Source organism: Streptococcus sp. Marseille-P7376 (assembly GCF_902460385.1).
GTDB classification, from domain to species: Bacteria; Bacillota; Bacilli; order Lactobacillales; family Streptococcaceae; genus Streptococcus; species Streptococcus sinensis.
In genome coordinates, this window is the sequence record NZ_CABPTS010000002.1 from 35,262 (window position 1) to 59,375 (window position 24,114).

A 24,114-nucleotide genomic window follows, 5' to 3' on the forward strand; every position below is an offset into this window, starting at 1 on the left:
CATCATTTTGTCGTAGTATTTGGCAGTGATGGAATAGATGATGATTCTTCTAAAGTTTTAGGAGTTGCCTTATCTAAATCATCTAACCCAGATTTCCAAACCTGTACTTGGTTGACCAATAACTTACCAGGTAGTTTAGAATAGGATAACTTAACTGTTCTTGTTTCTGTCTGATTGGTCTTTGATTGGTTGGCATTCTTTAAATCGGATACATAGGTTACATTATAAGAGACCATGGCAATGGCTTGATTCGTAGTCTGATTGACAAAGATATCTGCTTTTTCAAAATGATAATCTAAAATATAATCCTTATACACTTGGTTCATGGCATCATTTTGACTTGACAATTCTTGAGAATAAGCCGATTCAGTCATATAAGGTTGAATACGTGTATTATTTTCTCCGAGCTTTTCTTTCGTATAGTACTGAGTCAAAAATTCTTTTACAGTATCCGATGACAAAATACTTGCTTTATCTTCTGCTTGTTTGTCCTCTACAAGTTTAGCTGCAGCCAATTCAATCTCTTTACGACTTTGTTTAGCAGTCGAGTGTTGACCAGCAGTATATCCCATCATGAGAATAAAGCTAGTTGCGGCTACTGCTCCAACACTAATTAAGGCTTTAGTTTTGACTTTATTTAACATCTTAGACCTTCTTTCTATAAAAACTAGGTCAAGAATAACAAAAAGAACTTGTAAGTTTTATCACATCACAACGAAAGGTAATTCCTACATTTCAGGCGCAAAATCGTACAGTTCAGAGAAAAATATCAAAACTATCTGTCTTCAGCTTATAATGTAACTATGAAAAATTTAAAAGAAGAAAATTTGAGAAGAGCTCTTTTTCATATTGAACGACATAAACAAGCCATAAATACAAGTAATAACAGTGAGGATAATGATTTTCATAAATTACTGCTCCAATTTAGCTATGAAGTGTATGAAAGAATCAAGGCTAATAAAAAACCTTATCCGAATTTAGATTCAGATAAAGTTTTTTAACTATCTAACAAGTTTACATACTTTCCTTATTTTTGGAGTTTATGAAACGCCAACTGAATCCTAGAACCAACATTAGATTGATGAAAAGGTACACAGTCGTAAAACTAGTTAAACCATGTTGTCTGATATCATCAAAGTATAAAGTCGGTTCAGTAAAGAACAAATAAATTCCATAGGCCTCCACGAAAATAAGAAAACTGACAAAACCAATAAGGAAAAGTCCACTGGCAATAAGAAAGAGTCTCCATAAAAGAATGAGAATTCCTCCTACTGCTAAAAAAATTACTGGGATAAGGAGTAAATCTTTCATGACTTTCTCCTTTCTAGTCAATCAGTTGACGATAATGGGTGGCAAGAGAGGAATCAAACTCTTCTAATTTTTGAACTAAGTCCAAATACTCTTCTTTTTCATGTTCTTCAAAGTCCACACCTCGATGATTCTGAAGAGAGATTTCCAATTGACTAGTGAGTTCTCGTTTAGAAAAACTGTAATCCCCCGTCACTTCCTCATAATGTTCCTTTAGTTCCTTGTAGGCTTGGTATTCTTCAGGTGTTTGAAATCCCTGTACCAAAGCCTCTTCTAATTGATAATAGGTATCTTCCATCATAATTGTTACCTCGTTTCTTTCTTTCTATCTTTATTCTACCGCGCTTTTCTTTTCTTGTCCGCTATTTATATATTTTTTTTAATCTAATTCAAAAGAAAGTTGTTCCTGCTTTTCGTTTCCTTTTTCGTGGAATTGTCTTAAGGCTTGATCAATAATATCTAAATCCGTTTCTGTTTCAATCAATGGCGCGAGTACATCGTATTCGGACTTTTTAGTTTGATAATCTTCTTCCTTTGGAAAATTTTTCTCAATTTCTACCTTAGCAGTAGTCCATTTATCCTTTAATTCATCCAATAAGTTCTGAGTTTTCACTTGGTCCTCCTTGATGTGATCAATCGTATGCTGAAGCCTTTGAATTGTCCCCAAAGGAGAATACAAATCTAAACTGACAGAATACTGATTTTCTCCTACAATCTTAACAGAGAAGGTTTCAGGAAGAGGTTGATTTATTGGAAGACTAAGCATTTTAATGTCAAATCCTCTATAGCTTGCTAGGGTACGGAATTCTTTGCTGTCAGCTTGATTATGACGGATAAGACGGTGTAGGGATTCCCCTGCTTCAGATCGTTGATCAAAAGCTTGCTTACCTACCGTCATAGAAAATGCCTGGTCTTTCGACATTTCAGACTGTTGAATGTCTCCTTCATATTTGCTTAATCGTTTCTCAAGAATAGGCATATTTTCTTCACAGTAAGAGATTGTATGACGATAGTGATCCTTGCTACGTTGAAAGGCGCGTCTTTGATTTTCTAATAGAGTTAGATCATTCTCTAGTTCCATCTTATATTTGAGATAAGGATTACCTGTTGCTAGTGCCTTAAAATCAGAAGCTGTCATGGTCTGCTCATCAATGTCTTCTGCAGCACGAATCGGCTCCTTAGAAGTCATAATCTGCTTAATATAACGGAGTTTGTTCTCCTGAGTTGCCCATAGATAATTATCAAATGAACCTTTGGTAATGTAGTGGTAAATATCCACTTCCTTGTTTTCATTTCCCTGTCGGATAATACGTCCATTGCGTTGCTGAATGTCACTTGGTCTCCACGGTACATCCAGGTGATGAACTGCTTTCATCTTGCTCTGAACATTTAAACCTGTTCCTCCTTTTTCAGTTGAGGCAAGAAGAATCCGCACCTCTCCTGCATTGACCTTTCGAGACAAGCTATTCTTCTTTTCATCACTATTGGCATCATGTACAAAGGCAATTTCCTTACTAGGGATTCCTCTATCAACTAATAAAGCCTTTATTTCAGAATAAACATCAAAGCCATTATCCTTTTTCTTAGGTGTGCCAATATCTGAAAAAATCATCTGAGTAGCCTTATTTTCCATTCCCTCACGATAAATTCTTTCAACATTATCCACTACCTGAAGCAGTTTATGATTGTCTGCTAGACTATAACTAGAGTCCAATAAACGCATATCAATAGCTAGTTTCCGTGCCTCACCTGTTATCTTTAACATGTTATCCTGACTCGGATCAACTGTTCCACATTTGACCATATCTGACCTCATAACTAATTCTTCTAAATAGAGTTTCTGGTTTTCAGTTAACTCACTCTCAATAGGGATAATATGGGCTTCTGGAACAGGTAAATCCAACATATCTTGTGTTTGAATGTCAGCTGTTTCTTTATAGATTTTCATCAACTCAGGTAGATTGACAAACTTTTTAAATCGTTTCTTAGGCTGATACTTATCCCCTGTAGGAGCTAATTCCATAGAGTTTTGAATTTCTCCAAAAGCACCTACCCAAGAGTCAAAATAATCAACTTGATAGCGTTTTAAGATATCGGGTTGAATATAGTTCATCATAGTATATAACTCACTAATAGAATTGGAAACAGGTGTTCCTGTCGCAAAGACAATATTTTTAAAATCATGTTCTTCCTGAATCTGTCGAACCTTCATTTCCATATCCACATTCTTCTTAGAAGTTGTATTAGTAATCCCTGCTACATTCCCAAGTCCAGTAATTGGACGAATATTTTTAAAGTGATGTGCTTCATCCACAAAGAGAAAATCAATTCCTAAGTTCTCAAAATCAATAAAACTATCACGATTAAAGCGTTGCAGTTCTTCCAATTGTTTCTCTAGACCACTTATTGATTGCTCTGCTTCTTTAACAGTATACTTATTTTCAGAATGTGTTTTAATCTCTCGTAGTTCATTAAGTTTATCCTCGATATAGTTCATCTGTCTTTCCTTACTGACAGGGATTTTTTCAAATTGAGAATCCCCAATGACAATAGCATCGTAATCTCCTGTAATAATACGTGATACAAATTGTTTTCTTCTCGCCTTCACAAAATCTTTCTTAGTGGTCACAAAGACCTTTTTAGTAGGGAAAAATTTCATGATTTCTTGACCAAATTGAGCAGACAAACTAGAAGGTACTACATACAAGGGCTTATGAACCATCCCCAACTCCTTTAATTTAAACCCAGCACCAAGCATGGTCAAGGTCTTTCCTGAACCTACCTCATGAGCTAACAAGGCTCTTTTTTCTTCTACGATTCTTTGAATGGCATTCTCTTGGTGAGGGCGAAGGCTGATGTTTTGTGCCAAGCCATCAATGACTAGATGGCTACCGTCATACACTCGACTAACCGTCCGATTATAAAGACGATTATAGCTTTCCTCAATGACTTGTTGGACTTCTGGATACCGTAAGACAAATTCTTGAAAGAGCTCTTGTAAATGCTGCTCTTTTGCTCTTAGAACAGAGGTTTTTTCCAAATCTGTGATGGTCTTTTTCTTTTCTCCTTCCGTAATAGTCATAGTAATCGTCGGTTGGTTCGAATTAAGTAAATTCTCAAAAATCTTTCTTCCTGTATCATAACGTGACCCACTAACTCCAAGACTACTATCTTTGGCACTTGGATAGCGATAAGCAAATGATGTCCTTAAATGAACCTGCCCATCAACATGATTCACTTCAATGACTTGTTCAACATCTGGCGAAGACAATTCAAATTCACGATTGGTAAAACATTCAAAGGCAAATTTACCATAAACGGATTGAGGAATCCAACGTGACCCTATTTTAAACTCAATATCTGCAAGATGAATCCTTGGAGGGCGAACAGATTCTAATAAATCTAAAGCATGGCTCCAATCATATTCTTGGTTGTTTTCCTCCACTAATAGTTGAACTACTTCTATCTTATTGAGAATGTCTCCTGATAAAAACTGGTTCTTAGAAAGATATTTTCTTTCCCCTCTTAAATAGCTTTCTGGATCTATTAAAATCTGGTCACCCAACTCATCTAAAATAGCAGCTTGGCTATGTTCAGGATAAATTGATACCATATAGTCTAAATCAACCCCTCTACCATCCGATAAACTAGAGTTTAAGGCATCTAGAGCCGTTGAAACTCTTGCAATCACTCTCTCTGGCCTAACCAATGCTTTCTCAAAGGCTAAAGATTTTTTATATTTTACTTTCTGACTTTTAGAATCAATGTATTCATCTTCTAAACTTGCTAGTAAAGAATACTTATCGTCACTATCAAATAAGTTCCGATTGACTGAGGCATTCAAGTATCCAAATTGACTTACAAAGCGATCATAGTCATGATTGAGTTTACTAAGTAACACCTGAAAATCAGCCCGACTATAATCTGGATGACGTTGAATTTCAATTAAGGATTGATAGGTCTCTCTCAAATCAACCATGCCCTTAATGCGACTAATGTCCTTATCCGATAAGGGACTTTCATAAAAGACAGTTTTTTTGAACAGTCCCTTATATTTCCCTCTTTTACTCGCTTCTTCTGACTTGTAAACATCTAGTGCTTCCTCATCTGTCAAATGAAGTTGCACGAATCGGTCTATTTTATGTTCAGACAAAGAACTGTCCCAAGCTTTAAAATCTCCCTTCTCATCTACATAATAACTAATTTCGTCTACTTTTGAACTTTTCCGAATGCCATGCGTATCTCGGTAATAAATTTGATTTCCCTCATATCCAAAAGAATAGAGCGCTAAGTCCTCACGTATACGACTTGGGATAGAATTATCCACTTCTTCTTGGATAAAAACAGGTGCTTTCAAAGAATTGTCAATTTGTTTAGGTGCTTCCACATTCTCGAATGCTTTCATTATTTCAGTAGCTAATGTTTCTGATTCCCCCTTAACATTGAGGGTTCCTCCATTAAAATTACGTACTTCATATTCACCCAAAACTTGTGTATTGTATTTCCCATCAAAATAAGGATTGATCCAGACACGCTTATCCTCCTCAAAGGGAATAGAACCACTAAAAACAAGTTCCTCTTCATTAAGATTCTTTGCTTGATTCTTTTGAAAGAAGAGGAGATCTGTGGTCACTCGAGTACCTGCAATCTTTTTAAAAGCCGTATCCGGCAAACGAACTCCCCCTAAAAAATGAGTGTTGGTTTTAATCTCTTGTAAGACATTATCTGTCCGCTTATCCATTGTCCCGATAGATGAGATAATCGACACTTGTCCTCCGTCTCTTACTAAATCAAGTGAGTGTTTGACAAAGTAATCATGAATCATATAAGGTTTATCATAGTTTTTATCGGCAATGCGAAAATTTCCAAATGGAACATTCGTTAAGACTAAATCAAAACTATTATTTTGATAGGGAACTTCTTCAAATCCTCGCACTTCAATGTGGACATTTGGATGGAGTTGTTTTGCGATTTCGCCTGTCACACTGTCTAATTCAACCCCATAGAGTTCTGATTTATCTCGTATACTTCTAGGCATAGCCGCAAAGAAGTTCCCAGTCCCCATAGAAGGATCTAATATCCTTCCTCCCTCAAAACCATCATCCAGTAATTTTTGCCAAATCTGGCGAATAATCATTGGGTCTGTATAATAGGCTGTGAGAGAACTTTGTTTCATGGTCGAGTATTCTGATTTACTTACTAAACTCTTAAGAGTTAAACGTTCTGCTTCATACTTTGGATTGAGTTCATCGAAAAATTCATTGGCAAGACCACCCCATCCAACATACTTAGCTAGTAGTTCTTGTTCTTCTGGATTCGCTTGTCGTCCCTCTTTTTCTAATCTTTTAACAAGGTCAATTGCAGCGATATTCGTTTCAATTTTTTCTCGATTTGTCTTAGGGTAAAAGTCCTCTAAATCATCTGGAAAAACGAAATCTTGAACAGGGATATCCAACTCTTCTATACTTGAAATAAGAGTTTCTGTTTCCTTATCCTTTTCATTTTCTTCTTCCAGATAGGAAAACAAATCTATTTCCTGACTTTCACTTGATGAATCAATCTCAATCTCTGAATCTTCTTTTTCAAGTTCTACAAGAGACAATACTTGTTCAATCTCTTCCAAACTGTTCAAGTATAAGATAGGATTTTCTTCAAATAACTGGTTGGAATCATTGAATAGCTCTAGGCGAACTAAGTCATTTAACTGGGCATTTTCAATCGAAACCAACTGAAATACTTGACCTTTATAACTTACTTGTGAACCGATTGGATATTCCCTCAAAGCTTCTTCTACAATTTTATCTACTTTAGATAGGGAATGAACTTCCACATTTTCTTCTACCTGGTCAATATTATCTAAAGGTAAGACCGCTTCCTCTACTTGCTTAGATTTTTCGCTTCTAGCCTTTACATCATCAAAATGAGTAATAATCTTCAGCTTTTGTGTCAGTGGTAGTTGTTGGTAGTTTCCTTCATGATGGACAAGATCCGTAACGGTATCTAAAGTAGCCATCAATTCTGAACCCAAATAGGCTAGAACATCTCCCTCTTTTTCTTCAAAATGAATCTCAAGAACCTCTTTTTCTAGTTCTTTGGAATCAACCATTAGAAGAAATTCCTCTATATCTCTACTAATGCGGTCAGATAGATTATTCGCAACCCGATAAACATTGACTAAATTGACCTCCTGATTCTGATGACATACAAGCTCACTTAATGGTGTTAGCTTTTCTTTTTCAGATTGGATGTAAAATCGAGTGGAAAGGTTATAGGTTGCGACTTCCAGAACTAAGTTTTTCTCAAAATTACTTAATTGAGATAATTTACCTAGACCCGCTTGCCCAAAATTTCTTGTGTAACTTTCTAAATCTTGGTCATTATTTTCAGAACTGGCCTCTAGGAAAGAAACAATATCTTGATGAAACGAATAGACATGAGGTATCTCTTCTATCTTACCCTCTTCAGCCAAAAAACTCTCTACCAAGTCCTGCCATTTCTCATCAAAATGTTGCGCTTGATATCGAAGAAATAGGTCCATTTTCTCCCTATCTTTTGGAATTGTTCCACGAAACATAGCCAATAATTGCATTACTTCCATACTCGCTCCTTTCATCTATACGAAAATAGGAGAATCACATGATTCCCCTACAACTCTATCTCCATTTCAACCTCTTGAGGACTGGTTTCTAAATCACTAGACAAAAGAGAAACGGTATCTGTTCTCATGTAGTAAGTATATAAGTCTTCTAGGTCTTGTTGATTTTCAATCCCTGTTTCAATACTAATCAGAGCCTGTATAAATTCCTTGTAGTGACTCTCCATCATATCTGAAATCTTTTGTTTCATTTCCATAAATACTGAGGATGGTTCAGTTAAACTTGTTTGGTTTATGTTTTGTAAATCCTTTTCTAAGGGATTTGTTCCTTCTTCTACTTCCACTAAATCTGAACGTCCATCACCATCAGAATCTGCGCTAAGAGGATTGGTTCCTAGCGCCAATTCTTGAGCATCAGTTAGTCCATCTTGATCCGAATCACGTTGATAAATGGCTTCCATATACTTCCTTCTTTCCTAGTTAATCTTTTTTCACTCCAATCCTACCAAATATTCCTTGAAAGAAGTATCACAACAAAAAAGAGAACGAGCCAAAACTGCGTTCTCCTGAAAATGATAAAACATTACTATTAAAATAGATTACATGTAAAACTCTAATCAGGCAGAGCCTGCTAACTCATGACAGAAAAAGATGTTTAGCCTATAGTGCTGGCATTAAAAAATCCTCACACATCACGCAAGGAAATCGCTAAATAAAACAGGCTTTGACCATGTCGGGATTAATTGCAGCACATTCCAAGGATCCAGCTTTTTCTTTTTTTTATAATCGAATTTCCCAAAGAGTAAGCAAGATGAAGGCCGTCATTGCTTATGCTCATAAGATTCTCAGAATCATTTACAAACTACTTTCTGCCAAGCATACTTATCAAAAAGAGAAGGGGCTAGGACTGAGGAAACAGTTCTAACGCCAAAACTAAAAAATTTCAATTACACGCTAGTACAGGAATTGATTTTTTACGCTTTCTTACTGTTTTTTTAGAAAAAAATAGCATAAAAATCTAGTTATCCGCATAAAAACTGGACTTATCACACTTTATCAAGGTCAAAACCACTCAATTTACTACTAATTTACTACTTATGAATGAGCTTTGATACGACGATTTATCCTTGAAAAGTGAAGATATAAAGATACTTCCAATAAAATTTGAATATTTAATAGGTAGACACTTCAAAAAATGAGGTGTCTATTTTTTTACCCGATTTTGAAAGGAAGTGAACTTATGAAAACAAAAAATCAAGAATCAAAAGGTCGTTCCCCACTCTTTAAGACCATCAAACATTCATTCAGCCAATAAAAAAGAAAGGATAGGTAAAAATATGGAACTTAAATTTGTGATTCCCAACATGGAAAAAACATTCGGCAATTTAGAATTTGCTGGCGAGGATAAAGTCGTTCAGCGAAGAATCAACGGACGGCTAACTGTCTTATCAAGAAGCTATAATCTCTATTCTGATGTTCAAAGAGCAGATGATATTGTGGTGGTGCTTCCTGCTGAAGCTGGCGAAAAACATTTCGGCTTTGAGGAACGTGTGAAGTTAGTCAATCCACGTATTACCGCAGAGGGCTACAAAATCGGCACTCGTGGTTTTACAAATTACCTTTTACATGCTGACGACATGATAAAAGAATAAAGAAAGAGAGGAAAAATGATGAGATTAGCAAATGGCATTGTATTAGATAAAGACACGACTTTTGGAGAATTGAAATTCTCTGCTCTACGTCGTGAAGTGAGAATCCAAAATGAAGACGGGTCGGTTTCAGATGAAATCAAGGAACGTACCTATGACTTAAAATCCAAAGGACAAGGACGCATGATTCAAGTAAGTATTCCTGCCAGCGTGCCTTTGAAAGAGTTTGATTATAACGCACGGGTGGAACTTATCAATCCCATTGCGGACACCGTTGCTACTGCCACCTATCAAGGAGCAGATGTTGACTGGTATATCAAGGCAGACGATATTGTGCTGACAAAGGATTCTAGTTCATTCAAAGCTCAACCACAAGCAAAGAAAGAACCGACACAAGACAAATAGTCGCTAGGTAGAAAGGAGACTTTTTCGCATGAAACAGCGTGGTAAAAGGATTCGCCCATCTGGTAAAGATTTAGTCTTTCATTTTACGATAGCGTCACTCCTGCCTGTTTTCCTGCTGGTTGTCGGACTGTTTCATGTGAAGACAATCCAGCAGATCAACTGGCAGGATTTTAACCTATCACAAGCAGATAAGATTGACATTCCCTATTTAATTATCAGTTTCAGTGTCGCAATTCTTATCTGCTTGCTGGTAGCGTTTGTATTCAAACGGGTTCGCTATGATACGGTTAAACAACTTTACCACCGTCAAAAACTGGCAAAGATGATACTTGAAAACAAGTGGTATGAATCTGAACAGGTCAAAACAGAGGGTTTCTTTAAAGATAGTGCTGGTCGTACAAAGGAAAAGATAACCTACTTCCCTAAAATGTATTATCGACTTAAAAATGGCTTGATACAGATACGGGTGGAAATCACGCTGGGAAAATATCAAGACCAACTCTTACACTTGGAAAAGAAATTAGAGAGTGGCTTGTACTGTGAGCTGACGGATAAAGAGTTAAAGGATTCCTATGTGGAATATACTTTGCTCTATGACACCATAGCCAGTCGTATTTCTATTGATGAAGTAGAAGCTAAAGATGGTAAACTTCGCTTAATGAAAAACGTATGGTGGGAATATGATAAGCTCCCTCATATGTTGATTGCTGGTGGTACAGGTGGCGGTAAAACTTACTTTATACTGACACTGATTGAAGCCTTGCTTCATACAGATTCAAAACTGTATATTCTTGACCCGAAAAATGCTGACCTTGCGGACTTAGGTTCTGTGATGGCAAATGTCTACTATAGAAAAGAAGACTTGCTTTCTTGCATTGAAACATTCTATGAAGAAATGATGAAACGTAGTGAGGAAATGAAGCAGATGAAGAACTATAAGACTGGCAAAAATTATGCTTACTTAGGTCTCCCGGCACACTTCTTAATCTTTGATGAATACGTCGCTTTCATGGAAATGCTGGGAACAAAAGAAAACACCGCAGTTATGAATAAGCTGAAACAGATTGTCATGTTAGGTCGTCAAGCTGGCTTCTTTCTAATACTGGCTTGTCAACGTCCAGACGCAAAATATTTAGGCGACGGAATCCGTGATCAGTTTAATTTCAGAGTGGCTTTAGGTCGTATGTCTGAAATGGGCTATGGCATGATGTTTGGCAGTGACGTACAAAAGGATTTCTTCTTAAAGCGAATCAAAGGTCGTGGCTATGTTGATGTAGGAACAAGTGTCATATCAGAGTTTTATACTCCCCTTGTACCAAAAGGATATGATTTCTTGGAGGAAATTAAAAAGTTATCCAACAGCAGACAGTCCACGCAGGCGACGTGCGAAGCGGAAGTCGCAGGTGTGGACTGATCTTGCTGGCTGGTGTGGCAATAGCCACGCCAGCACTTAACCCCCCGTATCTAACAGGGGGGTACAAATCGACAGGAAACAGTCAAAAAAACATTAGAAAATCCTTTGGTTACAAGGGATTTACAAAATTTCAGCGTATGTCAAATGGGCTTTAAAAGTTGACATACGCCTTTTTGATTGGAGGGATTTTTACTGAATGAACAAACTTGGTTACAGCATTTAAAAGAAAAACGCTTGGCTTATGGACTATCTCAAAACCGTTTAGCTGTTGCGACTGGTATTACAAGGCAGTATCTAAGCGATATTGAAACAGGAAAAGTCAAGCCATCAGAGGATTTACAGCAGTCCCTTTGGGAAGCTCTGGAACGCTTCAATCCCGACGCTCCCCTTGAAATGCTGTTTGATTATGTAAGGATTCGCTTTCCGACAACAGACGTACAGCAGGTGGTCGAAAACATCTTACAACTGAAACTGTCCTATTTTCTTCATGAGGACTATGGTTTCTATTCTTATTCAGAGCATTATGCTTTAGGCGACATATTCGTCCTTTGCTCCCATGAACTGGACAAAGGAGTTCTGGTGGAATTGAAAGGTCGTGGGTGCAGACAATTTGAAAGCTATCTTCTGGCACAACAAAGAAGCTGGTATGAGTTCTTTATGGACGTTTTGGTGGCTGGCGGTGTGATGAAACGCCTTGACCTTGCCATTAACGATAAGACAGGGATTTTGAATATCCCTGTACTCACTGAAAAGTGCCAACAGGAAGAATGTATCTCCGTCTTCCGCAGTTTTAAAAGCTATCGCAGTGGCGAACTGGTACGCAAAGAGGAAAAGGAATGTATGGGAAACACCCTCTATATCGGTTCATTACAAAGTGAAGTTTATTTCTGTATCTATGAAAAGGACTACGAGCAGTACAAGAAAAATGATATTCCCATTGAAGACGCAGAAGTAAAAAACCGTTTTGAGATTCGATTGAAAAATGAGCGTGCCTATTATGCAGTCCGTGATTTACTCGTCTATGACAATCCAGAGCATACCGCCTTTAAAATTATCAATCGGTATATCCGTTTTGTAGATAAAGACGATTCCAAACCTCGTTCTGATTGGAAACTGAATGAAGAATGGGCTTGGTTTATTGGGAACAATCGTGAACGATTAAAACTAACCACAAAACCAGAGCCTTACTCCTTCCAAAGGACGCTGAACTGGCTATCTCATCAAGTTGCCCCGACCTTAAAGGTTGCGATTAAACTTGATGAAATCAACCAGACGCAGGTTGTAAAAGACATTCTCGACCATGCGAAACTGACAGACCGACACAAGCAGATTTTGAAGCAACAGTCAGTAAAAGAACAGGACGTGATAACAACAAAAAAATAACTCAAATACAAATTCATTGAATATAGAGAGGAGAACATTTTTATGAATTTTGGACAAAACCTTTATAACTGGTTTCTATCAAAAGCTCAATCACTGGTGCTTTTAGCAATCGTTGTGATTGGCTTGTATCTTGGCTTCAAGCGTGAGTTTAGCAAACTGATTGGCTTTTTAATTATTGCGATTATTGCGGTTGGCTTAGTCTTCAACGCTGCTGGAGTAAAAGACATTTTACTAGAGCTATTCAATCGCATTATTGGTGCTTAAATAAAACCGTTCTTTTGTGGAATATAAGTGGTTTTCTTATGTTCCGCAAAGGAATGGTACACCAAACGAAGTGCGGTAGGGATTTTTGAATCTCTACAAAGAAAGGACGTGAATATATGGACGATATGCAAGTCTATATTGCGAATTTAGGCAAATACAATGAGGGCGAATTGGTCGGTGCGTGGTTTACCTTTCCCATTGACTTTGAGGAAGTCAAAGAGAAAATCGGCTTGAATGATGAATATGAGGAATACGCCATTCATGACTACGAGTTACCCTTTACGGTTGACGAATACACTTCCATTGGCGAACTCAATCGACTATGGGAAATGGTATCGGAATTACCCGAAGAATTACAATCGGAGCTATCTGCTCTGCTCACTCATTTTTCAAGCATTGAAGAACTAAGCGAACATCAAGAGGATATTATCATTCATTCCGATTGTGATGATATGTATGACGTGGCACGCTACTACATTGAAGAAACGGGTGCTTTAGGCGAAGTACCAGCTAGTCTTCAAAACTATATTGATTATCAAGCCTATGGTCGGGATTTAGACCTTTCAGGAACGTTTATCTCAACCAATCATGGGATTTTTGAAATCGTCTATTAAATCTGTCGGTACATTACTACTGGCAGATTTTCTATTTTACGGGGTGGCTCAATCAGCTACCCCTATTTTTTATGAAAGGATTGATTACATGAAGAAAATACGAAGCTATACCAGTATCTGGTCTGTGGAAAAGGTACTGTATTCTATCAATGATTTTAGACTTCCGTTTCCCATAACCTTTACGCAAATGACATGGTTTGTCGTGTCACTCTTTGCAGTGATGATACTTGGCAACTTGCCCCCTCTTTCCATGATAGAGGGAGCATTTCTCAAATACTTTGGGATTCCTGTGGCTTTCACATGGTTTATGTCTACAAAAACTTTTGATGGTAAAAAGCCTTATGGATTTTTGAAGTCTGTCATTGCTTATGCACTGCGACCAAAGCTGACCTATGCAGGAAAAAAAGTAACGCTTGGCAGAAACCAGCCACAAGAAGCCATTACAGCAGTTAGGAGTGAATTTTATGGCATATCCAATTAAATACATTGAAAACAATCTCGTCTGGAATAAAGACGGGGAATGTTATGCTTACTATGAGCTTGTTCCTTACAATTACTCATTTCTAAGTCCAGAACAGAAAATACAAGTGCATGATTCTTTCAGACAGCTTATCGCACAAAATCGTGATGGCAAAATTCATGCTTTACAAATCAGTACAGAATCCAGCATACGTTCTGCACAAGAGCGTTCCAAAAATGAAGTCACTGGCAAGCTCAAAGCGGTTGCCTATGACAAAATCGACCAACAGACAGACGCTTTAATATCCATGATTGGCGAAAATCAAGTGAACTACCGTTTCTTTATCGGCTTTAAGTTGCTTCTCAACGATCAGGAGTTTTCTATGAAAAGTCTTACCGTTGAAGCAAAAAATGCTTTGTCTGATTTTGTCTATGATGTGAACCATAAGCTGATGGGCGATTTTGTTAGTATGAGTAATGATGAAATCCTGCGTTTTCAGAAGATGGAAAAGCTCTTAGAAAATAAAATCTCTCGTCGTTTCAAAATCCGCAGGTTAGATAAGGACGACTTCGGCTATCTGATTGAACACCTTTACGGACAGACAGGCACTGCCTATGAAGAGTATGAGTACCATCTATCAAAGAAAAAGCTGGATAATGAAACGCTGATTAAATACTATGACTTGATTAAGCCTACTCGCTGTTTGGTGGAAGAAAAACAGCGATATTTGAAAATCCAGCAGGAAGATGAAACCGTCTATGTAGCTTACTTTACCATTAACAGCATTGTCGGAGAACTGGACTTCCCGTCCTCTGAAATCTTCTACTACCAGCAACAGCAATTTACATTCCCGATTGATACGTCAATGAATGTGGAAATTGTAGCGAATCGTAAAGCCCTATCTACTGTCCGCAATAAAAAGAAAGAACTGAAAGACTTGGATAACCACGCTTGGCAAAGTGATAATGAAACCAGCTCCAATGTGGCGGAAGCTCTGGAAAGTGTGAATGAGCTGGAAACCAATTTAGACCAAAGCAAGGAATCTATGTACAAGCTGTCTTATGTGGTAAGGGTATCAGCAAATGATCTTGACGAACTCAAACGTCGTTGTAATGAAGTGAAAGATTTTTATGACGATTTAAGCGTAAAACTGGTACGACCATTTGGGGATATGCTCGGCTTACATGAAGAATTTTTACCTGCCAGCAAGCGTTATATGAATGATTATATTCAATACGTGACCTCTGATTTCCTCGCTGGTTTAGGTTTTGGTGCTACTCAAATGCTGGGGGAAAATGAGGGGATTTATGTTGGCTACAGCTTAGATACTGGACGCAATGTCTATCTGAAACCTGCTCTTGCCAGTCAAGGGGTTAAGGGTTCAGTAACCAATGCGTTAGCGTCGGCTTTTGTTGGTTCGCTGGGTGGTGGTAAATCCTTTGCGAATAACCTTATCGTCTATTATGCGGTGCTTTATGGGGCACAAGCAGTGATTGTAGACCCAAAAGCAGAACGTGGCAGATGGAAAGAAACCTTGCCAGAGATTTCCCATGAAATCAATATCGTCACTCTGACTTCTGATGAGAAAAACAAAGGCTTACTTGACCCTTATGTGATTATGAAAAATCCCAAAGATTCTGAATCACTGGCTATTGATATTCTGACATTCCTTACGGGGATTTCCTCTCGTGATGGGGAACGCTTCCCAATCCTTAGAAAAGCCATTCGTGCAGTAACCAATAGTGAAGTACGAGGGTTGATGAAAGTGATTGAGGAATTACGGGTTGAGAATACGCCACTAAGTACCAGTATAGCCGACCATATCGAAAGTTTTACAGACTATGACTTTGCACATTTATTATTCAGTAATGGTTATGTGGAGCAGTCTATCAGCTTAGAAAAACAACTGAACATTATACAGGTTGCGGACTTGGTACTTCCCGACAAGGAAACTTCCTTTGAGGAATATACCACTATGGAGCTTTTATCCGTTGCTATGCTGATTGTCATTAGTACCTTTGCTTTAGACTTTATCCATACAGACCGAAGCATTTTCAAGATTGTAGATTTAGACGAAGCATGGAGCTTTTTACAGGTAGCACAAGGAAAAACACTATCTATGAAGCTGGTTCGGGCTGGTCGTGCTATGAACGCTGGGGTATATTTCGTGACCCAAAATACAGACGACCTCTTAGATGAAAAACTGAAAAATAACCTCGGCTTAAAATTTGCATTTCGTTCCACTGACCTTAACGAGATTAAAAAGACCTTAGCCTTTTTTGGTGTAGACCCAGAGGACGAAAACAATCAGAAGCGATTGCGTGATTTGGAAAACGGGCAATGCCTTATCAGTGATTTATATGGTCGTGTCGGTGTGATACAGTTCCACCCTGTATTTGAAGAACTGCTCCATGCCTTTGATACCAGACCACCTGTGCGAAAAGAGGTGTAAATGTGAAACCATCAATAGTAAACAGAATAAAATCAAACTGGACGCTGAAACGTCTAGGTAAAGTGGCAATGACAGTGGCTTTCACACTTGTGATTGCCATTTTTCTTTTAGCCATGCTGGGAACGGTGGTTCAAGCTGCGGGCTTGGTAGATGATACGGTCAATGTGGCAAATGAATACAGCCGATACCCACTTGAAAACTATCAACTGGATTTTTATGTGGATAATAGCTGGGGCTGGCTTCCGTGGAACTGGTCGGACGGGATTGGAAAACAGGTCATGTATGGACTATATGCCATTACCAATTTTATTTGGACAATCAGTTTGTATGTTTCCAATGCGACAGGTTACTTAGTACAGGAAGCCTATTCCTTAGACTTCATTTCCGCTACAGCAGATTCCATTGGTAAGAATATGCAGACCTTAGCTGGTGTGAGTGCAAACGGATTTTCAACAGAGGGTTTCTATGTTGGATTCCTCTTACTCTTGATTTTGGTTCTTGGGGTTTATGTTGCCTATACGGGACTGATAAAGAGAGAAACCACAAAGGCAATTCATGCCATTATGAATTTTGTGCTGGTGTTTATCCTATCGGCTTCCTTTATTGCCTACGCTCCCGACTACATTAAAAAAATCAATGACTTTTCATCAGACATCAGTAATGCCAGTTTATCACTTGGCACGAAGATTGTCATGCCCCATTCCGATAGTCAAGGCAAGGACAGCGTGGACTTAATCAGAGATAGCCTGTTTTCCATACAGGTTCAGCAACCGTGGCTACTGCTTCAATACAACAGTTCAGACATTGAAAGTATCGGTATTGACCGTGTGGAAAGCCTGCTCTCCACCAGCCCAGATTCCAACAATGGCGAAGACAGAGAAAAAATTGTTGCGGAAGAAATTGAAGACAGAAGCAATACCAATCTAACCATTACAAAGACCATTAACCGTTTAGGTACAGTCTTCTTCCTATTTGTCTTCAATATTGGGATTTCCATATTTGTATTCCTATTAACAGGAATCATGATTTTCTCGCAGGTACTTTTTATCATCTATGCTATGTTTCTGCCTGTGAGCTTTATTTTAAGCATGATTCCATCATTTGATGGTATGTCAAAACGAGCCATAACAAAGCTCTTTAATACCATTTTGACACGAGCTGGAATCACATTGATTATTACGACAGCATTTAGTATTTCAACCATGCTCTATACCTTATCGGCTGGTTATCCGTTCTTTTTGATTGCTTTTCTACAGATTGTGACCTTTGCAGGAATCTACTTCAAGCTGGGCGATTTAATGAGTATGTTTTCTCTACAGAGTAACGATTCTCAAAGTGTGGGAAGTCGTGTGATGAGAAAACCTCGTATGCTTATGCACGCTCACATGCACCGTCTACAGCGGAAACTTGGACGTTCCATGACTACTCTAGGGGCTGGGTCTGCCATTGTTACAGGTAAAAAAGGACAGTCGGGTTCGGGGAGTTCTGCAAGGACACAAGCAGATCACTCCCGACCAGACGGAAAGGAAAAATCAACACTTGGAAAACGTATCGGTCAAACCATCGGTACAGTAGCTGATACCAAAGACAGAATGGTAGACACTGCTAGTGGTTTGAAAGAACAGGTTAAAGATTTGCCGACCAATGCAAGATATGCAGTATATCAAGGAAAATCCAAAGTAAAAGAGAATGTCCGTGATTTAACCAGTAGTATTTCTCAAACCAAAGCGGACAGAGCCAGTGGACGCAAGGAACAGCAGGAACAAAGGCGAAAAACCATTGCGAAGCGTCGCTCTGAAATGGAACAGGTCAAACAGAAAAAACAGCCTGCTTCTTCTGTTCATGAAAGACCGACTACAAGACAAGAACAATATCATGATGAACAGACCTCAAAACAGTCTAATATTCAGACTTCATATAAGGAATCTCAACAAGCCAAACAAGAGCGTCCAGCAGTTAAGTCCGATTTTTCAAGTCCAAAAGTGGAACGCCAAGGCAATACCGTTCAAGAAAAAACCGTTCAAAAGCCAGCAACTTCAACCACTACAGCAGATAGAACTTCACAACGTCCAATCACAAAAGAACGTCCGTCTACTGTTCAAAGAGTACCACTACAAAATACAAGAAGTAGACCACCAATCAAAACCGCCACCATTAAGAAAGTCGGTAAGAAACCATGAAGTTGAAAACTTTAGTGATTGGTGGTTCTGGATTATTCTTGATGGTCTTCTCACTGCTTCTGTTTGTTGCCATTTTATTTTCAGATGAACAGGACAGCGGAATTTCCAATATTCATTATGGAGGTGTGAATGTTTCCGCAGAAGTGCTGGCTCATAAGCCTATGGTAGAAAAATATGCCAAAGAATATGGCGTTGAAGAATATGTCAACATACTTCTTGCGATTATACAGGTGGAATCGGGCGGTACTGCGGAAGATGTTATGCAGTCCTCGGAATCCCTCGGTCTTCCACCTAATTCATTGAGTACAGAAGAATCCATTAAGCAAGGTGTGAAGTATTTCAGTGAATTATTAGCCAGTAGCGAAAGGCTCAGTGTAGATTTAGAATCGGTTATCCAGTCCTACAATTATGGTGGTGGTTTCTTAGGGTATGTGGCTAATCGTGGAAATAAATATACCTTTGAACTGGCTCAAAGTTTCTCAAAAGAGTATTCAGGTGGCGAAAAAGTGTCTTACCCCAATCCCATAGCCATACCTATCAATGGGGGCTGGCGATACAACTATGGCAATATGTTTTATGTGCAACTGGTAACGCAGTATCTTGTCACAACAGAGTTTGATGATGATACGGTACAAGCCATCATGGACGAAGCACTGAAATATGAGGGCTGGCGATACGTTTACGGTGGAGCTTCCCCGACTACTTCTTTTGATTGTAGCGGACTGACACAATGGACGTATGGAAAAGCTGGAATTAACTTACCACGAACCGCACAACAGCAATATGATGTGACCCAGCATATCCCACTATCGGAAGCACAAGCTGGCGATTTGGTTTTCTTTCATTCTACCTATAACGCTGGCTCTTATATTACTCATGTTGGGATATACCTTGGCAATAACCGTATGTTTCATGCAGGCGACCCAATCGGTTATGCCGACTTAACAAGCCCCTACTGGCAACAGCATTTAGTGGGAGCAGGACGAATCAAACAATGAGAAAGGAAGATTTAATGATGAAATTTAGAAAAAATCAGAATAAAGAAAAACAGATACCAAAGGAAAAGAAACCTCGTGTCTATAAGGTCAATCCTCATAAAAAGGTTGTGATTGCCTTGTGGGTACTTTTAGGGCTTAGTTTCAGCTTTGCGATATTCAAGCACTTTACAGCTATAGATACTCATACTATTCACGAAACAACTATCATAGAAAAGGAATACGTTGATACTCATCATGTAGAAAATTTTGTAGAGAACTTTGCGAAAGTCTACTATTCATGGGAGCAATCCGATAAGTCCATTGATAATCGAATGGAAAGTCTAAAAGGCTATCTGACAGATGAACTTCAAGCTCTCAATGTTGATACAGTACGCAAAGATATTCCTGTATCGTCTTCTGTAAGAGGATTTCAGATATGGACGGTAGAGCCAACTGGCGACAATGAGTTTAATGTAACCTACAGTGTAGACCAGCTCATTACAGAGGGAGAAAATACAAAGACCGTCCACTCTGCTTATATAGTGAGTGTCTATGTAGATGGTTCTGGAAATATGGTACTGGTTAAGAATCCGACCATTACCAACATACCTAAGAAATCAAGTTATAAACCAAAAGCCATTGAAAGTGAGGGGACGGTTGATTCCATTACAACCAATGAAATCAATGAGTTTTTAACGACGTTCTTCAAGCTCTATCCTACAGCGACAGCCAGTGAACTTTCCTACTATGTGAATGACGGGATATTAAAACCAATCGGAAAAGAGTACATCTTTCAAGAACTGGTAAATCCTATTCACAATCGTAAGGATAATCAAGTCACGGTATCGCTGACAGTGGAGTATATCGACCAGCAGACCAAAGCAACGCAGGTATCTCAATTTGATTTGGTACTTGAAAAGAACGGGAGTAATTGGAAGATTATAGAATAACAAATATTGGTACATTATTACAGCTATTTTGTAATCACGTACTCTCTTTGATAAAAAATTGGAGATTCCTTTACAAATATGCTCTTACGTGCTATAATTTAAGTATCTATTTAAAAGGAGTTAATAAATATGCGGCAAGGTATTCTTAAATAAACTGTCAATTTGATAGTGGGAACAAATAATTGGATGTCCTTTTTTAGGAGGGCTTAGTTTTTTGTACCCAGTTTAAGAATACCTTTATCATGTGATTCTAAAGTATCCGGAGAATATCTGTATGCTTTGTATGCCTATGGTTATGCATAAAAATCCCAGTGATAAGAGTATTTATCACTGGGATTTTTATGCCCTTTTGGGCTTTTGAATGGAGGAAAATCACATGAAAATTATTAATATTGGAGTTTTAGCTCATGTTGATGCGGGAAAAACTACCTTAACAGAAAGCTTATTATATAACAGTGGAGCGATTACAGAATTAGGAAGCGTGGACAAAGGTACAACGAGGACGGATAATACGCTTTTAGAACGTCAGAGAGGAATTACAATTCAGACAGGAATAACCTCTTTTCAGTGGGAAAATACGAAGGTGAACATCATAGACACGCCAGGACATATGGATTTCTTAGCAGAAGTATATCGTTCATTATCAGTTTTAGATGGGGCAATTCTACTGATTTCTGCAAAAGATGGCGTACAAGCACAAACTCGTATATTATTTCATGCACTTAGGAAAATGGGGATTCCCACAATCTTTTTTATCAATAAGATTGACCAAAATGGAATTGATTTATCAACGGTTTATCAGGATATTAAAGAGAAACTTTCTGCCGAAATTGTAATCAAACAGAAGGTAGAACTGTATCCTAATATGTGTGTGACGAACTTTACCGAATCTGAACAATGGGATACGGTAATAGAGGGAAACGATGACCTTTTAGAGAAATATATGTCCGGTAAATCATTAGAAGCATTGGAACTCGAACAAGAGGAAAGCATAAGATTTCAGAATTGTTCTCTGTTCCCTCTTTATCATGGAAGTGCAAAAAGTAATATAGGGATTGATAACCTTATAGAAGTTATTACTAATAAATTTTATTCATCAACACATCGAGGTCAGTCTGAACTTTGCGGAAAAGTTTTCAAAATTGAGTATTCGGAAAAAAGACAGCGTCTTGCATATATACGTCTTTATAGTGGCGTACTGCATTTGCGAGATTCGGTTAGAATATCGGAAAAGGAAAAAATAAAAATTACAGAAATGTATACTTCAATAAATGGTGAATTATGTAAAATCGATAAGGCTTATTCCGGGGAAATTGTTATTTTGCAGAATGAGTTTTTGAAGTTAAATAGTGTTCTTGGAGATACAAAGCTATTGCCACAGAGAGAGAGAATTGAAAATCCCCTCCCTCTGCTGCAAACGACTGTTGAACCGAGCAAACCTCAACAAAGGGAAATGTTACTTGATGCACTTTTAGAAATCTCCGACAGTGACCCGCTTCTGCGATATTATGTGGATTCTGCGACACATGAAATCATACTTTCTTTCTTAGGGAAAGTACAAATGGAAGTGACTTGTGCTCTGCTGCAAGAAAAGTATCATGTGGAGATAGAAATAAAAGAGCCTACAGTCATTTATATGGAAAGACCGTTAAAAAAAGCAGAGTATACCATTCACATCGAAGTTCCACCGAATCCTTTCTGGGCTTCCATTGGTCTATCTGTAGCACAGCTTCCATTAGGGAGCGGAGTACAGTATGAGAGCTCGGTTTCTCTTGGATACTTAAATCAATCGTTTCAAAATGCAGTTATGGAGGGGATACGCTATGGCTGTGAACAAGGATTGTATGGTTGGAATGTGACGGACTGTAAAATCTGTTTTAAGTATGGCTTATACTATAGCCCTGTTAGTACCCCAGCAGATTTTCGGATGCTTGCTCCTATTGTATTGGAACAAGTCTTAAAAAAAGCTGGAACAGAATTGTTAGAGCCATATCTTAGTTTTAAAATTTATGCGCCACAGGAATATCTTTCACGAGCATACAACGATGCTCCTAAATATTGTGCGAACATCGTAGACACTCAATTGAAAAATAATGAGGTCATTCTTAGTGGAGAAATCCCTGCTCGGTGTATTCAAGAATATCGTAGTGATTTAACTTTCTTTACAAATGGACGTAGTGTTTGTTTAACAGAGTTAAAAGGGTACCATGTTACTACCGGTGAACCTGTTTGCCAGCCCCGTCGTCCAAATAGTCGGATAGATAAAGTACGATATATGTTCAATAAAATAACTTAGTGTATTTTATGTTGTTATATAAATATGGTTTCTTGTTAAATAAGATGAAATATTTTTTAATAAAGATTTGAATTAAAGTGTAAAGGAGGAGATAGTTATTATAAACTACAAGTGGATATTGTGTCCTGTATGTGGAAATAAAACACGATTAAAGATAAGGGAAGATACTGAATTAAAAAAATTCCCCCTCTATTGTCCGAAATGCAGACAAGAAAATTTAATTGAAATAAAGCAGTTCAAAGTAACTGTGATTACAGAGCCAGACGCAAAGACGCAGAGCCGATAAAATGAGATTAATACAATCTCATTTTATCGGCTCTTTCCGTTATGTATGGATTCTTTTAATTAGTCTTCGATGTTTCTTGCTTCGTTGATACCGCTGGCTAAAGATTCCATTAAGGATAGTTCTTTGTCTGTAAAGCTATCCATGTATTTCTCTATCTGTAATCGTCGGGTGCTTTTTACCAAGTTATTAGCAGGTAAGAAAAATTCATCAACGGAAACATGAAGTAACGATACAAGGTCATAAAGAACTTGTATGCTGGGGTGTTGCCCTTTATTTTCAATATTAGTTAAGTACCGTGGGTCAATTTCAATCAATGCTCCCACTTGTTCACGAGTTAAACCTCGTTTCAATCGAGCTTCTTTAATGGCTAAACCAAAGGCTCTAAAATCATATTTATCTTCTTTTTTACGCATAGTAGACCACCTCTATACATTTTATTGTTCCTACTGAATTAAAAACAGGTATAGAAAAACGTGTTATATGGTTTATAGGTTTATATTTAATAAAAAGCACTACTAAACGCCAATAAAAAAAACCGTTATATGGTAGTGCTATTTACGCTGTTAAAATATTGTATATTACTTCCAAATGGCGGTTTGTTGGAGGTCAACGTCGCCATGAAGTACATCATATACAATAAATTTCCTTACATTGGGTTCTTGTCAAAAAAAGTCGTCTATCTGCAATAGATAAGTACGTCCACCAATGTGGTTTTATAAATCATATAGATAGAATAACAGAAGCATGTAAACAGAGAAATAAATCTGTTTATATGCTTTTTTGGCTATTCAGAACTTTTTTACAAAGTTTATTTATCAGTAATGCAACAAATCCCCCTTTCACATTGGGACTAAGAGTGAAAGGAGATAAACGAGCAAGGC

The 24,114-nt window shown here is 37.9% G+C and carries 22 protein-coding genes and 1 pseudogene; 17 read left to right on the forward strand and 6 right to left on the reverse strand.

The window, feature by feature from the left end; translation table 11 throughout:
• Nucleotides 1-2 precede the first annotated feature (2 nt).
• Nucleotides 3-644 (reverse strand): hypothetical protein, encoded by a 642-nt coding sequence (locus FZ952_RS01755; protein WP_000933082.1) that lies wholly within the window; start codon nt 642-644, stop codon nt 3-5.
• A gap of 159 nt (nt 645-803) precedes the next feature.
• Between FZ952_RS01755 and FZ952_RS01760 the strand changes: the two genes are divergently transcribed.
• On the forward strand, nt 804-1,001 hold the full coding sequence (locus FZ952_RS01760; protein WP_001845549.1) for a hypothetical protein: 198 nt from the start codon (nt 804-806) through the stop codon (nt 999-1,001).
• Nucleotides 1,002-1,014: 13 nt separating this feature from the next.
• Here the strand turns inward: FZ952_RS01760 and FZ952_RS01765 are convergent, their stop codons facing one another.
• The 4 genes from FZ952_RS01765 to FZ952_RS01780 form a co-directional block, all read right to left on the reverse strand.
• The gene (locus FZ952_RS01765) at nt 1,015-1,311 is read right to left on the reverse strand and encodes a DUF5966 family protein (protein ID WP_025172644.1); all 297 of its coding nucleotides are present in this window, start codon (nt 1,309-1,311) and stop codon (nt 1,015-1,017) included.
• A gap of 13 nt (nt 1,312-1,324) precedes the next feature.
• Nucleotides 1,325-1,609, reverse strand: coding sequence for a DUF5962 family protein (locus FZ952_RS01770; RefSeq protein WP_000969643.1), 285 nt, complete (start codon nt 1,607-1,609; stop codon nt 1,325-1,327).
• Between the two features lie 78 nt (nt 1,610-1,687).
• Nucleotides 1,688-7,906, reverse strand: a complete 6,219-nt coding sequence (locus FZ952_RS01775) for a DEAD/DEAH box helicase family protein (protein WP_187423845.1) — start codon at nt 7,904-7,906, stop codon at nt 1,688-1,690.
• 47 nt (nt 7,907-7,953) lie between these two features.
• Nucleotides 7,954-8,364 (reverse strand): thrombospondin type 3 repeat-containing protein, encoded by a 411-nt coding sequence (locus FZ952_RS01780; RefSeq protein WP_000387512.1) that lies wholly within the window; start codon nt 8,362-8,364, stop codon nt 7,954-7,956.
• A gap of 269 nt (nt 8,365-8,633) precedes the next feature.
• Between FZ952_RS01780 and FZ952_RS01785 the strand changes: the two genes are divergently transcribed.
• The 16 genes and pseudogenes from FZ952_RS01785 to FZ952_RS01865 all read left to right on the forward strand — a co-directional run bounded on the left by FZ952_RS01785 (nt 8,634) and on the right by FZ952_RS01865 (nt 23,233).
• The gene (locus FZ952_RS01785; protein ID WP_000015688.1) at nt 8,634-8,828 is read left to right on the forward strand and encodes a hypothetical protein; all 195 of its coding nucleotides are present in this window, start codon (nt 8,634-8,636) and stop codon (nt 8,826-8,828) included.
• Nucleotides 8,829-9,240: 412 nt separating this feature from the next.
• Nucleotides 9,241-9,555: a YdcP family protein gene (locus tag FZ952_RS01795; RefSeq protein WP_000420682.1), complete on the forward strand. Its 315-nt coding sequence runs from the start codon at nt 9,241-9,243 to the stop codon at nt 9,553-9,555.
• A 15-nt stretch (nt 9,556-9,570) separates the two neighbouring features.
• The gene (locus FZ952_RS01800) at nt 9,571-9,957 is read left to right on the forward strand and encodes a YdcP family protein (RefSeq protein ID WP_000985015.1); all 387 of its coding nucleotides are present in this window, start codon (nt 9,571-9,573) and stop codon (nt 9,955-9,957) included.
• Between the two features lie 28 nt (nt 9,958-9,985).
• Entirely contained in the window at nt 9,986-11,371 is a 1,386-nt protein-coding gene (locus FZ952_RS01805) for an FtsK/SpoIIIE domain-containing protein (protein ID WP_000813488.1), read from the forward strand.
• A 2-nt stretch (nt 11,372-11,373) separates the two neighbouring features.
• Nucleotides 11,374-11,526 (forward strand): hypothetical protein, encoded by a 153-nt coding sequence (locus FZ952_RS01810; protein ID WP_000879507.1) that lies wholly within the window; start codon nt 11,374-11,376, stop codon nt 11,524-11,526.
• Between the two features lie 22 nt (nt 11,527-11,548).
• Entirely contained in the window at nt 11,549-12,754 is a 1,206-nt protein-coding gene (mobT, locus tag FZ952_RS01815; RefSeq protein WP_000398284.1) for a MobT family relaxase, read from the forward strand.
• 42 nt (nt 12,755-12,796) lie between these two features.
• Nucleotides 12,797-13,018 (forward strand): hypothetical protein, encoded by a 222-nt coding sequence (locus FZ952_RS01820; RefSeq protein ID WP_070701361.1) that lies wholly within the window; start codon nt 12,797-12,799, stop codon nt 13,016-13,018.
• Between the two features lie 116 nt (nt 13,019-13,134).
• Nucleotides 13,135-13,632, forward strand: a complete 498-nt coding sequence (locus FZ952_RS01825) for an antirestriction protein ArdA (protein WP_000342539.1) — start codon at nt 13,135-13,137, stop codon at nt 13,630-13,632.
• 88 nt (nt 13,633-13,720) lie between these two features.
• Nucleotides 13,721-14,113 carry a conjugal transfer protein gene (locus FZ952_RS01830; protein WP_000723888.1) on the forward strand — a complete coding sequence of 131 codons (393 nt, stop codon included), beginning with the start codon at nt 13,721-13,723 and terminating at the stop codon, nt 14,111-14,113.
• Entirely contained in the window at nt 14,097-16,544 is a 2,448-nt protein-coding gene (locus FZ952_RS01835; protein ID WP_000331160.1) for an ATP-binding protein, read from the forward strand. The genes FZ952_RS01830 and FZ952_RS01835 overlap by 17 nt, the downstream gene beginning before the upstream one ends.
• A 2-nt stretch (nt 16,545-16,546) precedes the next feature.
• A complete protein-coding gene (locus FZ952_RS01840; protein ID WP_000804748.1) occupies nt 16,547-18,724 on the forward strand; it encodes a CD3337/EF1877 family mobilome membrane protein in 2,178 nt (725 codons plus the stop codon).
• Nucleotides 18,721-19,722 (forward strand): lysozyme family protein, encoded by a 1,002-nt coding sequence (locus FZ952_RS01845; RefSeq protein WP_000769868.1) that lies wholly within the window; start codon nt 18,721-18,723, stop codon nt 19,720-19,722. The genes FZ952_RS01840 and FZ952_RS01845 overlap by 4 nt, the downstream gene beginning before the upstream one ends.
• On the forward strand, nt 19,719-20,651 hold the full coding sequence (locus tag FZ952_RS01850; RefSeq protein ID WP_001224318.1) for a conjugal transfer protein: 933 nt from the start codon (nt 19,719-19,721) through the stop codon (nt 20,649-20,651). Before FZ952_RS01845 ends, FZ952_RS01850 begins: the two co-directional genes overlap by 4 nt.
• Nucleotides 20,652-20,964: 313 nt before the next feature.
• Nucleotides 20,965-21,012: pseudogene (locus tag FZ952_RS11925) on the forward strand (hypothetical protein); the annotation flags it as partial.
• Between the two features lie 15 nt (nt 21,013-21,027).
• Entirely contained in the window at nt 21,028-22,947 is a 1,920-nt protein-coding gene (tet(M), locus tag FZ952_RS01860; RefSeq protein ID WP_000691741.1) for a tetracycline resistance ribosomal protection protein Tet(M), read from the forward strand.
• Nucleotides 22,948-23,065: 118 nt separating this feature from the next.
• The gene (locus FZ952_RS01865) at nt 23,066-23,233 is read left to right on the forward strand and encodes a cysteine-rich KTR domain-containing protein (RefSeq protein WP_000336323.1); all 168 of its coding nucleotides are present in this window, start codon (nt 23,066-23,068) and stop codon (nt 23,231-23,233) included.
• A gap of 59 nt (nt 23,234-23,292) precedes the next feature.
• Here FZ952_RS01865 and FZ952_RS01870 read toward each other — a convergent pair whose 3' ends face one another.
• Nucleotides 23,293-23,646 (reverse strand): helix-turn-helix transcriptional regulator, encoded by a 354-nt coding sequence (locus tag FZ952_RS01870; protein ID WP_001227347.1) that lies wholly within the window; start codon nt 23,644-23,646, stop codon nt 23,293-23,295.
• Nucleotides 23,647-24,114: the final 468 nt, after the last annotated feature.